A 15231-nucleotide genomic window follows, 5' to 3' on the forward strand; every position below is an offset into this window, starting at 1 on the left:
ACCATAAAATTCCTAATGGACCTATTTGTAATAAATATGAGTGCAAATGTGAATTAAGCCAATTGGGTGCGGCTTCATATGCTTTTTCGATCATAATCAAAAACTAGTTGATATACTAGCCTGAACCCCGCTAGGAGTACCATCAGGTAAGACTACAGGTGCGGCTACTATATCTATTCCCCATAAAATCGCGCCAATTCCAAATAAACCAGCACTAATGTATAAGCAATTATTAGTATATTCAGTATATCTATCTGCGTCTCTATTTTTAGCAATCGCTTGTTTCTGTGTCGTGCTACCACTAATTTTATCTTTAGCGGCCTTCTTTTTAATATAGAATACCCCACCTGTAGCTAAAGCTACTAGTGAACCCGCGGCAAAAGCAACGCTAGTCCAACGCATCTTACTCCATGGCGGTGGCCCTTTTTCTTTAATTTTTATACTTCCTGCCGGTAGAGGTGTTAAAGCCAATGTTATTTCGTCAGCAGAGGGGGTAATGGTTGTGGTTTGCTCTGGTTTGACCAAAACCTCATGTTTCACTGCATCAATATGCACAATATGTCGTCCAGGAGATGCTTGAAAAGGGCCTCGACCTTTACCGACTAAAGTACCATCTATCTGAATATCAACATCAGAATTTTCGGTATTAATCTCGACAAATCCGGGGGTATCAATACCAAGAATGGCATAAATATTCTCGTTTATTACTTTTTGCGCAGTTTTTGTATCAGGCACTTCTACGCGAACTTTTCGTAAGGCTGATGCACCTTCACTAGGGAATGCAATAAACATCAAACTTGCACCCGAGCCTGATTCACGCACTTGCCCAACTAAAATTTCAGCAGCACCGATTTTCTTTCCCAAACCAGAAATACAATAAATGTCTTCTTTACAAGCCAATAATGCCGTCTGCGGAGAAGTGTTAAGTTCTTGTTGCAATGTATCACCGACAAGAATTTTTACCACTGCGACAGAAGATGCAATACTATTAATCGATTCGCTTATCGCACGAAATACGGCGTTATTTGGTGAACCCTCTTTTAATAGCGGAAAAATCGCCACTTTCGTAAGTGCTTGGTCGCTTTCTGTCGTATTTTCATTTTGGGCATTTGTGGGTGTTTCTTGGGCAAAAATCGTAGTGCTATTGCAAACAAAAACAATTGCCAGCAATACGAAAGCTCTGCACTCACATATCAATCGCTTAAGGCGTATTAATATAATGTCTCTCATTAACGCACCGTGATTGGCCCGATGGCCATCGTTTTAATTATTAACGTTTTACCCGAACTTGGTAATCGCCACTTAACTGCTACATCTGTAATACATTTTTTTAGGTTTGGCGAGCGTGCTATTGCTGCGCCACCTAATCGAATATTGCTTACTGCTCCATCTGGTAAAACCATCGCTACAAACTCTATCGAATAATCGCCAGCAGTAATATCTCCTCGCCTTTTAGCTTCAAGGAAGCAAGGTTTAAATTCACGGCCTCGTTTTTTTAAGATCGCAGTAATATCATTGACTGGTTTTGCTGCTGGCCCTAAATGCACAACATCACTGTCATTATCAAAAAGGTCTCCTAAACGTGTTGATTGCGTCGAAACATTATTAGCATCGTTAGTATTTGAAGAAGAATCGTCGGCTTTGCTCTTTGTGCTATTTGCTGCTGCTGTCATATTACGTCTTGCACCTTGACGACGAGCATATGTCCGCGGCTTAAAAACCGAACGTCTACTAGCTGCTCGCTGCGAAACTTCTGTAGCCACAGGATATTCTAAAGGTAAATCCAAGTGATCAAATGATTCGTCTGCTGCTATTGCGTCAAGACTATCATCTGATAATTCTTCATTTTCATCTTTATTAGCTAAGGCAGCAGAACCAGATATTTCTTTTCTTTTTTGGTTACCATGATCTGCTCTATTAACTTTGTTCGTATCTTTTTTAGCTGCAATAGCTGCATTATTAGACGATGCTTTTTTCAAAAACGCTTCAAAGAATTGAGGACGCCCTTGCGACCACCAATACCACGATAAAGCAAACGCTAATGCAAATGCCACACCTGCAACAAAAGCAAAAGTTGCCCTCATACGTCGTTTTAGTTGAGCTGGTGGTTGCCAAACTGCCGGAAGTAATGATGCAGGTAACTGCTTTGATAAAAGAGCTAGTTCATTAACATTAGATGTAGATGCTTTCGCTGGTGAATTTTGGGCAATTTCTGCAGCATTGGCTAAAATTTTCTGTCTTTCTTTTGCAAGATCGACACCTAGTTGTTCTAATAATTCTTCTTGTTGTGTTAATAACGATGCACGACTCTTAATAGTATCATTGTATGTACTATCTTCAATCGTAGCTGCGCCATGTTCTTCAAGCTGACGATTAGTAAGTTTGCTGCTTTCAAGCACTTCTTTTTCACGGGTGATAAGTCTGCGAACCAAAGCTTCAACATCTTTACGGCTCTGCTCAACCGCATTCGCCCGCTTTTCTAATTCTTTTGCTCGTTCATCAAGGCGACGATGACTTTGTTCAACATTATTAGAATTAATTTCAAGCTCGCTAGCTTTGCGTTTTAGATCTTGTTGTTGCTGATCTATAATACGCAAACGTTCTTCAATATCTATAGCGCGCTCATCAAGAGATGAGGCGCGTAATTGCAATTCTTTTTCTCTTTTTTTAAAGGATACTTCTTTATCGTCTAATTCGGATTTTCGCTTATAAATCTCAGTAGCATGGCCATCTAATTTAGCTGAACGTTTATATAGCTCGCTTTCTTTTTGAGCAATTTCATCGATACGTTTTTCTATTTCGGTAACTTTAAGATCAAGCTCTTGACCCTGTAATTCAACCGTTTGTAATTTTTCTGCAATCTCATTTTCACGTTTTTCTATTTCAGTTTCACGGTCATCTAAATAAAACTGTTGTTCATCAAGTTCTAACTTTAATGATTCAGTTTCAGTTCTAAGGTTTTCAAAATCAAGAACGCGTTTATCAAGATCAGCTGCACGTTGCTCAATTTCGCGACGATGCATTAAAACATCTTGCTGCGCAACAAAAAGTTCAGCCTCATGATTTTCAATCTCATCTAAACGAAATGACAAATCACGATGCTGTTCTTCATTTGAATTAACTTTATCCTGTATCTCATAATCTTTACGTTCAAGTTCTTTACGCTGAGAATCGAGTTCTGCTAATTTAGTAGAAAGATTAGATTCTTGCTCAATAACTTCTTGTCTTTTTCTATCAAGTTCAACTTGCTGGTTTTGAATTTCGGTCAGCTTAGCGTCGAGTTCTATCTCTTTTGCCTCAACTTCTTTGCGCCGGTTATCAAACTCAGCTTGCTTTTTATCAAATACTGCTTGCTTAGCGTCTACTTCTGCCCTTTTTGTATCTAAATCTGCAAGTTTTGTATCAATTTCTGCTAATTTAGTTTCAATTTCTTCCTGTTTGGCATCAGCCTGGGAATCTTGATTATTCATCTGCGACCGCATAGTTTCGAATTCCTTCAATCCGTCGTCTATGATTTGAAGCGCTGAACGCGGTTGCCTTTCAATATTATTATCTGAACCAGAAATATTATCAACTAAAGGTTCAGCAACTTCTGTTTCTAAATCTAACTGGTAACTATTATCTATAGGTGTATCTATTTCTTCTATCTCTTCTACTTTTTTGATTTCTTCTATTTCCTCAAAACGCGGTTGTTCAATTAAAACTTCGTGTTTTACCCGATGTTGTAATGTATCAAGTTCATTAAACTCTTTTGCTACCTGCAAATCTTGTTCTATTTCATCTTTTATACACGAACCTTGTGAATTAGTTTTCATTTGATCAATTGCTTCATTCAAAGAAGCTATATCTAAATTATACTCAGTATCATTTGATTTTGTTTCTGAATTCATCAGAACCTTCAGAGTTAGGTTGAAATACGTTGGTGCCAATACTAACCATATTAAATAATTCCTTAAAATTTTGAACTCATAATAACCGCGCTTTTGCAAAAGGTAAACTCGACAGTGATATGTAGTTATACGATAAACCAATATTATCTGCATAATATGTAAAACATTTATAATTGTATAATTACTGTATATAACCAAGCGATCGAAGATTATTTTCAGTATTTGTGTCAAGACGTTCTGCCATAGGTGTTGCTTTACTACGATGATATCTAGCACGATGGGTTTTAAGTAATTTTATTAAACCACGCCATGGCTGACGTTTAGCATTATTACTGCTGTAAATATTATTAATTTCAAAAGGATCACGGTCTAAATCGAAAAACATTATTTTATCTCTATCAAAAGAAACAGATGGCAAAAGCGAGCGTTTACGTACCGTTGCGTAAAATTCTTTAGCATCGGCTGGTTCTTCGTAAATTATTTTGTATTCATAGTTACGAATCATACGGCGATGAATACCAAAATTATGAAATTCACAAATTACAAAACGCTGCGCATCAATAAGCCGCGGACGTGCTAAATGAGCAAAAATATCTGCTCCGGGTAACTGAGAGGGAACTTTTCCATCAAAATAGCGCACTATACTTGGCATTAAGTCGATCGTTTGAAATAACCCATTATGATAAACCCCACGTGTACTCATTATAGGTGAACGAATAATTAGCGGCGCCCGCACTATTTCATCATATAAATGATGGGCATGTAAAAATACGCCATGCTCACCAAATGCTTCACCATGGTCTGCAGTAACCATAATTGTAGCTTGGTCATATATACCCAGCTCTTTTAGCGTGGCGATAAAACGTCCAATAGCTGTATCAGCATAACGCAATGCACCATCATAAGTGGCTTTCATACGTTCGATTTGGGCTTTGGTATATTTAAATCTTTCCCAATGAGGGCTACGAATTAGCGGTGCGGCATCCTTGCCAACATACATATTTTCGTACGGTGGTGGCGCATGGTAAGGATCATGCGGATCAATAAAAAATAACATTAAAAAAAATGGTTGTTCCCTGTGTTTGCGTACAAACGGTATTGCTAATTCAACTACTTGATCTGCCGAAGGTAAACCGCGCCAGTGTTTTACTGTATCAGCATAAAAATCAAATCCACGACTCAAACCAAAGGCACTACCGGCATTACCATTACCCACCACCGCACCAGTAGGCACTTTTACATCACGTAGAAGCTCAGCCATGGTTACATATTCATCAGCAAGACGATCGCGATCGCGTTCAACGCCATGTTCTGAAGGAGGCAGGCCCGTAAGCATACTAGCCGTAGAGGGACGCGTCCAGTTACCGTTAACATGGTAATTTGTAAGAATAATCCCATCATCAGCTAATGCTTTAAGGTTTGGTGTAGTGTCACGATCATAGCCATAAGGTGATAAATGATCGGGCCGCATGGCATCGACCACAATTAAAATTACCGGGCCACCATTACGTTTTATCTGTATACGTTCGGCGTATGGACGAGAAAGCCCGGTAAAATAATCATGGGCATTATCAATGGGGGTACTTAAAACTAATAATGATAAACAAACAGCAAACATATTAATATTGATGGTCGCTTGTACAAACGCTTCTGTCAACTAAACTGCGCATGAGAACAATTACAACTCTATGCAAAAAAGCACATTGACCTCAGGCAATTGCCTGTTACGATGTGGTTCTATGTGGTCACGATTAATTTTAATTACTGCTTTCACGTCTGCCACCTTGCCTGCCTATGCCTGGCAAGAACAATTCGGTCCCTTTGGTCCATCCTATGTGGGTCGTTTAGACTTTGTTTTTGTTGGTGCTTCACTTACCGACAATCAAGGTTTGCAAAACGGGGTGAATTGTTTAAAAAGCTCGGCCACGGCTACCGTGCGTAAAAGTGCTTTGCCGCAAAATCCCAAACTGATTGCTGCCATATTATATATCGGAGGCTCACTAATTGATGAAATCGATACACAAGGTCAACCAATACCAGATTATGATAATGATGATGCTAATATTTTTCAACAGGGCGTAACTTTTCCAACAGACGGCATAATCTTTCACTCAGATTATATTGCCAGCACATTTCCTGATTTTGTCGCCATTGATGCCTTAGCTGCTACTCCACGTTCGGTGCGCTTTTTACCACCTGGTGCGGCTAACGCGGTAACTGTAACTAACGACGGCATTCGTGGACCATATAGCAGCGTTTTGTTTAAATATGGGGGCCCCGAACAAGGCAATCTGGCTTTCTTTTTAACTCCTATCGATGTCACTAAAGTAATTCTCGATAATGGAGGCGTTCTTGAAGGTGATTATGAAGTTAGTGGTTTGTTAGCAGATGTTTGTCACGGCAAAGAAGTAATTTGTTCTGATGAGCCTAATGCAAAAACTTGTGCGACTAATCCCGGCTCTACTATAGATACCAATGGCGCTGCCTCGTTTGCTTTATTTTTGATGGTTGAAGATCTTAGCTTGCCACAACGTTCTATCACCGTTTTTGAAGGACTAAGCGATATTCTTAATTATCCTAATGGGTTGCTGCATGAAACCCTTAACCTTAACAGCCCAATATCGAGCCCTGCTTCAGGAACCCTCGCTTTTTATGGTTTAGAAGGCGACCTTTTAGTGCCATTAACACCTACAGCGTTCGGACCTGGATGCGCTGGTAGCACCACCATAATTGATGAATATATACAAGTTAATGGTCATGGCGATGCCACGCCAGAAGCAGGTGGGATTTGCCTTTATGACGATGACAACCCCTATAACAACATCTTTAATGCAACGATAAATCAAGAACCTAGTAATGGCGATGAACTGCGTTGCACACCTGATGAACCAAGCAACCCAGATATTCGTTGTTGCAAAGGCGATAGTCTTTGCGGCGTGGTAGGAGTTGATATTGATCGCTTCAATATATCTGACGCCCTTACTCCTGGCGTCACCAAAGTTGATACCTGGTTACACTCAAGTAGTGACGAATTTTATTTAGCCGCGATGATATTAGGTATTGATGTATTTGCGCCGACCCTAAAAACCGATACGCAAATTCGGGTACTTAATGCTGACGTTAATAATAATGTACGCATTGGCACTCAAGTTATTTACTCAATTGCCATTAGCAATACTGGTAATGTTGCGGCGACGAACGTTCGGGTAAGTATGGATGCTCCAAGTGGGGTAACTGATTTTACCGTGCAAATAATACCTGCTGGCGCGCAAAATTTGTCGTCAGCCACTGCTGGCAGCGCCCACACTGGCCGCATTGATGTTAATGGGTTTAGTGTTAATCCCGGCAAAGTGGCGGAAATCCGCTTTGCCGTAACTACCACCTGCCATGCTAATACCTATCTTAATGCTACCGCCCAAATTAGTGCTAATGAGATTACCGCATTTGATGTTGACGCTCCTTTGCTTGCTTTGCGTGGGCCCGGTGATGATGATAGCGATTGCCGCAACATCGATATTGATGGACCGTTTGCCTTACACGAAGACCCAACTAAAGTCCTTAGAGGTGGTGGTGGTTGTAATTCATTGACTGCTAATAACTTCTCAACCCCAGCATTAACCAGCATTTTAGTTTTATTATTCATGTTCGCTATTATACGTCGCTTTAATCAACGAACGTTGCTTTCTATTATGTCATCCCGACGAATGTTAGTGAGGAGGGATCTTACCCACCTTCAAACCAAGATTTCTCCCTACGGTCGAAATGACAAAAGTAAAATTCGAAATAATAAAAAAAATTGCGCGTCTTTAATTACCATTACTGCCTTACTTATTTTTATATTATCATTTATTACTGCTTGCGGTAGTCGTCATAAAACACCATCTAATGACACGACTATTGATGTTATCACACCTGAGGATCCGCTGCCTGGCACGGCATGTAATTTGCCCTTAATGGTTGAAGTTATTCGTGTTGATGATTCACGTTTTTGTATTGATCGCTTCGAAGCTAGTATTGACGATGGCAACTTAGGTCAAACCCATCAGGGTTACAATGATGACACGATAATGACTAACGATGGTTCGACTCTTGCTAAAGCAACTATCGGTATTGGCATAGCACCGCGAGCTAATGTTAGTTGGTATCAAGCGATGGCCGCCTGTGCTAATGCTGGTAAACATCTTTGCAGCACCACTGACTGGGAACGCGCCTGTCGTGCTGCTGCTGGCAATGTCTATCCATATGGCAATGTTTATACTGAAACCTTATGCAATGGCTTTTTTGCTTATGCTGCAGACAAACCTGCAGTAACCGGATCATTTGTTAGCTGCGTTAGTAGTATAGGTGCTTATGATATGTCTGGCAATCTTGAAGAATGGACTGCCAGCGCTGTTGAACGTCAACCTGGTTTAACTATTTTAAATGACCGTGCGGTGCGTGGAGGTGGATATGCTGCTAACGCCAAAGCCTTGGCGTGCTCAGGCTCTGAATACCACGCACCCCCAGGCGAGGCTTTTGCAGACCGTGGTTTTCGTTGCTGTGTTGATTTGCCGTAATGTACAGCTTTTTTTAACCGTTTCATTAAAAAAACTATTTAATATTTTTTTCACGCAAACGCAGCACTTCTCGTAACACTTGAGCATCATTTTGGTGACGTGGCTCATTTATCGCACTTTTAATCGCAATCAAGGTGTCTAAACTGGCCCAATTGCATGCAACATTGCCATAGCGGTCTCGGATTTTTTTCTGCCAAGCTTTTGTAAAATCGGCATCGCCGAGTTGCTGCAAAATATCGACACGGTTAGGTTCTATACCTATTTGTAAAATCTCATTAAGTTGACCGTAGCTAAGCAAATTAGGGCTAGGAAATTCTGCAAGTGCTCGATTAGCCAGCTTTATATTTTCTTCATCAGGGTCTACCCATATGTCCATATCTTTAGTATATCTTGGTTTAGCGTGATAAATAAAAGCGAGACCTCCAACAATAAGATAACGGACATTGTGTTGCTCAAAAAGAAAAAGTAGATCTTCAAAGTCAGCTATGGTCTCCATCGACTCACCGGTATTTTAGCATCAGGGTGAACAGACGCAATATCACGATGTATTGCCATAAGCGCGGATAATCGCGCTTGCGGTGTTAAACTCTGCCAATACTCTAAATCCCAACGTTCAGCTTCTGCATATGATTTAGCAACATTACTAACTAGTCGCTCTTTTCTTTGTTTAGCTCGTTTTAAGAATGCTTCATCAACCATATAAAAGTATATAACTCTTTATCCGGTGCCAGACACCAAAATTCAAAGACACCAAAATTCGAAAATTCGGGGATACTTTATAAGTCATAAATCGTCAAGACTAAGGCGTTTTTCATTTGACTCTAACATTTTATTTTTTTTATCATTTTATATCATGCTTGATTACTCCTCTTTGGTTAAGGCCATAAGTCAGCTTGAAAAAGCTCTTAACTTCGCAAAATCTACCGATCCTAAAAATAATGCCGAATTATTTGAGCAATTTCGCAACTCTGTCATTCAAACTTTTGAATATTCATACGAGTTATGTTTTAAACTCATACGTCGCAAATTAATGGAAAATGCTCCTACAATTGATGAAATAGCTAGTTTGTCTTTTCAAGATGTAATACGCGAAGGCGCGCGCGTTGGTATAATCGATGATCCAGAAGCCTGGTTTGACTACCGTACTGTACGCAATAAAACTAGCCATGCCTATCAAGAACCATTTGCTATTGAAGCCTTTAATATGGCACAAAAATTTCTTCCAGATGCCAAAAAAATACTAGCTCATCTAAAAACAAACTAATTTATCAATGACGATATGTTTAAATCCACGCCATTACCAAAAAGTTTTACAAATTATTAATAAGTATCGTTCACTAGGCGATTTTTATGTATTCGGCTCACGTGCTACTGGTCAGGCAAGTAAATTCTCCGATTTAGATATTCTTATTCTTGGTAAGGAATCAATAAATATAAAAAATCTTAGTGCACTCGAAAGAGATTTTTCTGAATCTTCACTACCTTTTCGTGTAGATATTGTAGACGCACACCGAGTCTCTGCATCGTTTTTAAAAACAATAATCAAAAATAAAAAAAAGATATAAGTCCAAGTCCCTGAACAACTGGGCAACTAATTATTAGCTTTATCCCTATTATCCGATGGTGCCAGGTGCTGGTGCCCAGGTGCTGGTGCCAGACACCAAACAAATAGGGATTTGGTGCACAAACAAATGAATTTTTACCTACAAAGTCACTTGCTGTGCAAAACGCACCCCACCAATTTTAGCTAAAGCGTCTATGGCGGCAGGTTCTTCAACATTGATGAGCGCTAAGTGCTCACTGGCTTCGCGGTCACGACCCATTTGCATATTGGTGATATTAATACCGCCTTGACCAAGTACTGTGCCGATTTGACCGATCATACCCGGCTTATCAACATTGCGAATTACTAAAATGTGGCCATCTAAAGCCGCATCAATAGCCACACCATCTAGCGAAACAATACGTGGCAATTGCCCACCAATTAAAATACCAGCGGCAGTATGGGTTTGAGCGCCACTAACAGTAATGCAAATGCCAGTGTCATGAGCTGAAACTGGTTTGGCAGTAGTGTTTTCAACTAATTCAATGCCACGTTCTTGTGCTAATACACGGGCATTTACTGCATTAACCACGCCTTCTATAGCACCGGTTAATACGCCCGCTAAAGCCCCTTGGCTAATAGCAGTCAATGGGTGCTCGGTTACTTCGCCCCAATATTGCACCTCGACCTTCTTTAATTGACCATTTATTAATTGTGCACAGAAAGAACCAAGTCGTCGCGCTAAATCAACATACGGACCAAGTTGTTGTAATTCACTTGGTGAGGCAGTTGGTAAATTAACTGCATTTTTCGCTGGCTCACCGCGAGCAAATGCAATGATTTGATTTGCAATATCAATAGCAACCTGCACCTGTGCTTCCATTGTTGAAGCACCAAGATGTGGTGTGCAAATCACTTTCTCGTGCATTACCAACGGGTCATTAGCAGCAACTGGCTCTTTGCTAAAAACATCAAGGGCCAGAGAGGCAATCTTGCCAGAATTTAATCCCTCAAGTAACGCGGCCTCATCCATAATGCCACCGCGTGCACAATTAACCAGCAGTACCCCTGGTTTCATATGTTCAATTTGCTTGACGCTAATTAAACCACGAGTAGCGTTGGTCAGCGGTGTATGCACCGTAATGATATCAGCACGCTCAACTAAATCATCTAATGAGACTAATTCAACGTTAAGTTTGGCAGCAGCGTCAGCATCGAAAAATGGGTCATGAGCAATAACTCGCATTTTTAAACCAACGGCGCGATCTGCAACAATACGACCAATGTTACCCAAACCTATGACGCCAAAAGTCTTATTGCACAGCTCGTTGCCCATGAACTTTTTCTTTTCCCACATACCCGCCTTCATCGAGGCTGTAGCTTGCGGGATCTTTCGTGCCATAGACATCATTAAAGCAATAGTATGTTCAGCAGCAGTGGTGGCGTTACCATCAGGAGTATTCATAACCACAATGCCAGCACGAGTAGCAGCACCAAGATCTACGTTGTCGACCCCAATACCAGCGCGACCAATGACTTTAAGACTTTTGCCCGCTGCAATTATCTCAGCATTGGCTTTAGTAGCACTGCGAATAACTAGCGCGTCATATTCTCCAATAATTTTAAGCAAATCCTCTTTAGCAATACCAGCTTTATCATCAACCTTAATGCCAGGGGCGTTATTAAAAATCTCAAGACCCTCTTTGGCAAGTTTATCGGAGACTAATACTCGAAAGGTCATGGTGTTTTCTCTCTGTTATTAAGTTTTTTTATACTCTTTGCTCCCCATATTGGAGCTCTAAGCAAATTTGGAGTTATGGCAATCGCGCGGCCTAACGGTATGAGTCAAGCAAAGATGCACTGTTCATTGCAGATTTGCCGTCAACACGATCGCTAGCTTATACAAAATATCACTTAGAGGTATAGAATCAACCTATATGTATAGCAAAAACAAAGTACAAATAAGAATTTTTATTGCCCAGAAGGCTTGAGTGCCAATAGCAGTATGCGTTACGAATAGTGCCGCCTCTTTTAACCAAGCCGAGGATAAATTAATGAAAGCTAAATTATTTTCTGTTTTATCGTTTTTATCATTTACGGCTCTGACCACCGGTTGCGTAACTAGTGGAACCCATGAAGCTGTAGTCAATGAACTAGCTAAGACCAAAAAAGAGTTAGCTGCTGAACAAGACAAGGGTAAACAATTAGATGAAAAACTGCAGCTATCAACAACTCAAAATGAGCAATTAGTCACCAAAATCTCGGCGATGGGGCAAAATGTCGAACAGCTTTTGGGTGAAAAAGATACGTTAGCAGCCGAACATGTTGCTTTAGCTAAAGAGGTTGAACAACTTAAGCGTATGCGTGCCGCTGCTGAAGCACGTAATGCACAATTTCGCCAGTTGCTTGAAAAACTACAACGTATGATTGACTCAGGCACCTTGCAGGTAAAACCACGCAATGGGCGTTTAATTGTGCAAATGTCCAGTGACGTTCTCTTCCCGCCAGGTGGAGCCCACTTAAAAGCTGCGGCTAAAGATGCGATAATTGAGTTAGCCGAAACTATCAGACAAATTCCTGATCGCAAATTCGAGGTGGTTGGTCATTGCGATTCTACTCCTATTCATAGTGCACGTTTCGCTTCTAACTGGGAGCTATCAACTCAACGTGCAGTTGAAGTCGTTAAGCTAATGGTAGAAGCTGGTGTGCCACCTGAGATGATTTCAGCCGCTGGTTATGCTGAATTTGATCCCATTGCTCCTAATGACACTCCCGAAAATAAAAAGATGAATCGGCGCGTTGAGTTAGTGTTTTTACCAAGCATTGATGAGTTGCCGGTATTTGATGTGTTAAAGAAATAGACTATTAGCTTTTCGAAATTAGATTAATCACTACACTACCTCAATGCTGCCATAGCACTTTAGATAGTTTTCTTTTATGGGTGTATAGAATTAGCTGTATTATAAATATATTGCGTTATTTTCTTAGCGAATTTGATTTTTTTCGGAATAGAAATAGCATCATTCTTAAAGTTAATACTCCAGGTTTGGAGTGAATGCTTACCCACGGTCAACGGGTAATCAGCACCATCTTTGTGGATAAGGGTAAATAGTTTTCTATCTTTAATTTTTTGAAAAGCTTGCTCTAATTGAGAGGCGCGCTGAGCGTTGGCTGGTTTAAACGCTACCGTCAAACTGCCGTCATATTCTTTTACAAGAAATAGCTCTTTTTCGATTGCTGCATATACATGCTTAAATTTGCCCTTGTTAAAAACCCTTAATTTTATTGCCAACTCTTCTGCCGTAAGATCAACAGCAGCGTTGATAACTGGAAGGTTTGCTGCTGGATCAGTAGCAGTGTTGATAACTGGCGGTTCTGCCGGTGAATCAATATTAACTTCAAAAACTGCTGGTTCTTCCGCAGGATCTGTAGCATTGCTCCCCATTGCCTTATTTATTTCATCTTGATCAAATTTCTTTGTTTCCAAAAGAGATGGATCTTCTGGATCATCTTCTTGAGTCTCTTTAGATTTGCCACCATCTCCAGATCCAGACGCGGCATCGTCAGCTAAAGCCAGTAAACCAATACTTGCACCGACGCCTGCTATATCAAGAGGAATACTACCAGCAGCCGCAAGCTCAGAAGCCAAACATAGCTCTCCAGCGCCAGTTATTGCATATTCACTACTCAGGCTGGGTATGCTTAATGACACGCCTCCAGTAAGATATGCGATAGCGAATGTAATAATAATATGAATTTGTTGATGGTAGAGTTCTTGATATCGCTCATCAGGCGGCAACGCCATTATATACTTAATATATTCTGGGCTGTTTTTGGCTAAAACAAACAGAAAATCAACAATTTTATCAGGTAAGCACATTAACCCAGCACCAGTATCAAGAATAGTTTCTGCCGGTTCTTCTTTTAGTTGCGTTAATGCCTCAGGAATTCCGTCGATGACATACTGTTCAAAAGCTAATGTTAACTTATCGACCCATTGATCCGCTGCAATATTGATGTTGTTATATACATGTTGGCCTGCTTTAAAAAACGCGACTACATTATTTTTTAACAGATCAGCATCTGTAGGAATATAAAGTGGACCGCCTGTGGGATATAAGTGCTCACCGATCGCATAAATACAACCATTTAGCGGATTGCAATAATATAACTTTGCTACCTCTAATTTTTTAGCTTGAAGAATATTATATAAAACTTTGCCGGTGCTACTTGTAACTAGTTTGTGATCTTTACGAAATATAACTATATTAGCAAAATGGTTAATAACTTCAATTAGCCTGCTTGGCGAATAAGTGAGCTTTGCTGCCGCTATTTTTTTAAGCAGAAAAATCGCCGCTAACCTCGGCCCATAGTTGGCCGACGGCGATGCTTCACCATTATTTTCAAGATAACTTTTAAGCTCTGCGGCTTCTTGCCTCGACAAACCCTTGTCGCTAGTTATTTTAGCGGTAACTAATTCTTACGGTAGTCCTGCTTTAACAAAAAAGTTAATAACGCTATCAAAACTAGCTGTACCATCAGCAGTTTTGGTTAGTTGTACTTTGTTACCTCTTTTGGCGAAAATCGCTACTGTCTGCGGTTCCAAGCCATAAATATCGTCTATCTTGCTACCATAGTATAAAGATGCTCGTGATGTAGAAATGCCATCAACATAAAATTGACCATTACGTTTGAATACCCCTGCTTCGGCTCCAGCGTTCGCTTTTAATTGTGCTGCTTGCATGGCCTGATCAAGGCTCATGGGTTCATTGCCTACTTTGGTAATTGCAACGTTAGATTTGCTGATGAGGTTATAGTGTTTAGCCCATCTAATCAGTAAACCAGGTAAAGCCATAATAACCACATTATCAATTTATATAATGAACATTTAATATGTAATATATTATATCGAATTTTCACGACAATTGTTTCGTAAAACTACTGTTTTGCGTAAGACCGAATGGCAAATAATATTTCAAATTAAAGAGTTGACATTATTTAGCGTTGATTTTTTACAAAATTAGATCTTTTTCACGCATAAATATAACTTAAAAATTTTAATAATCAGGGGGTGTCCCTAAATACAAAATATTTTATCGTAGCATAACCTAAATAAAACGTCATTCCCGCGAAAGCGGGAATCTAGCAATTTAAACTTTTAAATAATTTATCCAATAATTTGTGGCCAAAGGTCACTCCAACTTGCATTCATTTTTTCAATAAGCTCAATTTTCCAAGCGCG

At 40.1% G+C, this 15231-nt stretch carries 12 protein-coding genes; 4 read left to right on the forward strand and 8 right to left on the reverse strand.

Annotated features, from left to right (window positions below; genetic code table 11):
- Nucleotides 1-96 precede the first annotated feature (96 nt).
- The 3 genes from JW841_13595 to JW841_13605 all read right to left on the reverse strand — a co-directional run bounded on the left by JW841_13595 (nucleotide 97) and on the right by JW841_13605 (nucleotide 5547).
- Complete coding sequence (locus tag JW841_13595; protein MBN1961974.1) at nucleotides 97-1230, reverse strand: hypothetical protein; 1134 nt, start codon at nucleotides 1228-1230, stop codon at nucleotides 97-99.
- Nucleotides 1230-3890, reverse strand: coding sequence for a hypothetical protein (locus JW841_13600; GenBank protein ID MBN1961975.1), 2661 nt, complete (start codon nucleotides 3888-3890; stop codon nucleotides 1230-1232). Before JW841_13600 ends, JW841_13595 begins: the two co-directional genes overlap by 1 nt.
- 181 nt (nucleotides 3891-4071) lie before the next feature.
- Nucleotides 4072-5547 carry a sulfatase gene (locus tag JW841_13605; protein MBN1961976.1) on the reverse strand — a complete coding sequence of 492 codons (1476 nt, stop codon included), beginning with the start codon at nucleotides 5545-5547 and terminating at the stop codon, nucleotides 4072-4074.
- Between the two features lie 82 nt (nucleotides 5548-5629).
- Here JW841_13605 and JW841_13610 point away from each other — a divergent pair, with 82 nt between their 5' ends.
- Complete coding sequence (locus tag JW841_13610) at nucleotides 5630-8446, forward strand: SUMF1/EgtB/PvdO family nonheme iron enzyme (GenBank protein ID MBN1961977.1); 2817 nt, start codon at nucleotides 5630-5632, stop codon at nucleotides 8444-8446.
- 34 nt (nucleotides 8447-8480) lie between these two features.
- Here the strand turns inward: JW841_13610 and JW841_13615 are convergent, their stop codons facing one another.
- Both JW841_13615 and JW841_13620 read right to left on the reverse strand, forming a co-directional pair.
- Nucleotides 8481-8942: a hypothetical protein gene (locus tag JW841_13615; GenBank protein ID MBN1961978.1), complete on the reverse strand. Its 462-nt coding sequence runs from the start codon at nucleotides 8940-8942 to the stop codon at nucleotides 8481-8483.
- Nucleotides 8930-9145 carry a hypothetical protein gene (locus tag JW841_13620; GenBank protein ID MBN1961979.1) on the reverse strand — a complete coding sequence of 72 codons (216 nt, stop codon included), beginning with the start codon at nucleotides 9143-9145 and terminating at the stop codon, nucleotides 8930-8932. The genes JW841_13615 and JW841_13620 overlap by 13 nt, the downstream gene beginning before the upstream one ends.
- A 154-nt stretch (nucleotides 9146-9299) precedes the next feature.
- On the opposite strand from JW841_13620, the gene JW841_13625 reads away from it, so the two are divergent.
- Both JW841_13625 and JW841_13630 read left to right on the forward strand, forming a co-directional pair.
- Nucleotides 9300-9710, forward strand: coding sequence for a nucleotidyltransferase substrate binding protein (locus tag JW841_13625; protein MBN1961980.1), 411 nt, complete (start codon nucleotides 9300-9302; stop codon nucleotides 9708-9710).
- Between the two features lie 7 nt (nucleotides 9711-9717).
- Nucleotides 9718-10011, forward strand: coding sequence for a nucleotidyltransferase domain-containing protein (locus JW841_13630; protein ID MBN1961981.1), 294 nt, complete (start codon nucleotides 9718-9720; stop codon nucleotides 10009-10011).
- 138 nt (nucleotides 10012-10149) lie between these two features.
- Here JW841_13630 and JW841_13635 read toward each other — a convergent pair whose 3' ends face one another.
- Entirely contained in the window at nucleotides 10150-11730 is a 1581-nt protein-coding gene (locus JW841_13635; protein ID MBN1961982.1) for a phosphoglycerate dehydrogenase, read from the reverse strand.
- Between the two features lie 313 nt (nucleotides 11731-12043).
- Here JW841_13635 and JW841_13640 point away from each other — a divergent pair, with 313 nt between their 5' ends.
- Nucleotides 12044-12850 carry an OmpA family protein gene (locus JW841_13640; protein MBN1961983.1) on the forward strand — a complete coding sequence of 269 codons (807 nt, stop codon included), beginning with the start codon at nucleotides 12044-12046 and terminating at the stop codon, nucleotides 12848-12850.
- A gap of 74 nt (nucleotides 12851-12924) precedes the next feature.
- Here the strand turns inward: JW841_13640 and JW841_13645 are convergent, their stop codons facing one another.
- Both JW841_13645 and JW841_13650 read right to left on the reverse strand, forming a co-directional pair.
- Nucleotides 12925-14433 carry a hypothetical protein gene (locus JW841_13645; GenBank protein MBN1961984.1) on the reverse strand — a complete coding sequence of 503 codons (1509 nt, stop codon included), beginning with the start codon at nucleotides 14431-14433 and terminating at the stop codon, nucleotides 12925-12927.
- A gap of 36 nt (nucleotides 14434-14469) precedes the next feature.
- Nucleotides 14470-14844 carry a hypothetical protein gene (locus JW841_13650; protein MBN1961985.1) on the reverse strand — a complete coding sequence of 125 codons (375 nt, stop codon included), beginning with the start codon at nucleotides 14842-14844 and terminating at the stop codon, nucleotides 14470-14472.
- Nucleotides 14845-15231: the final 387 nt, after the last annotated feature.

It is taken from the genome of Deltaproteobacteria bacterium (assembly GCA_016931625.1).
In the GTDB taxonomy this organism is placed as follows: Bacteria; Myxococcota; XYA12-FULL-58-9; order XYA12-FULL-58-9; family JAFGEK01; genus JAFGEK01.

What these genes read in the sequence shown, in the direction of transcription:
- JW841_13635 (MBN1961982.1), bottom strand. Translation starts at nt 11,730, where the DNA reads ATGACCTTTCGAGTATTAGTCTCCGATAAACTTGCCAAAGAGGGTCTT.
- JW841_13650 (MBN1961985.1), bottom strand. Translation starts at nt 14,844, where the DNA reads ATGGCTTTACCTGGTTTACTGATTAGATGGGCTAAACACTATAACCTC.
- JW841_13595 (MBN1961974.1), bottom strand. Translation starts at nt 1,230, where the DNA reads ATGAGAGACATTATATTAATACGCCTTAAGCGATTGATATGTGAGTGC.
- JW841_13615 (MBN1961978.1), bottom strand. Translation starts at nt 8,942, where the DNA reads ATGGAGACCATAGCTGACTTTGAAGATCTACTTTTTCTTTTTGAGCAA.
- JW841_13600 (MBN1961975.1), bottom strand. Translation starts at nt 3,890, where the DNA reads ATGAATTCAGAAACAAAATCAAATGATACTGAGTATAATTTAGATATA.
- JW841_13625 (MBN1961980.1), top strand. Translation starts at nt 9,300, where the DNA reads ATGCTTGATTACTCCTCTTTGGTTAAGGCCATAAGTCAGCTTGAAAAA.
- JW841_13610 (MBN1961977.1), top strand. Translation starts at nt 5,630, where the DNA reads ATGTGGTCACGATTAATTTTAATTACTGCTTTCACGTCTGCCACCTTG.
- JW841_13630 (MBN1961981.1), top strand. Translation starts at nt 9,718, where the DNA reads ATGACGATATGTTTAAATCCACGCCATTACCAAAAAGTTTTACAAATT.
- JW841_13620 (MBN1961979.1), bottom strand. Translation starts at nt 9,145, where the DNA reads ATGGTTGATGAAGCATTCTTAAAACGAGCTAAACAAAGAAAAGAGCGA.
- JW841_13640 (MBN1961983.1), top strand. Translation starts at nt 12,044, where the DNA reads ATGAAAGCTAAATTATTTTCTGTTTTATCGTTTTTATCATTTACGGCT.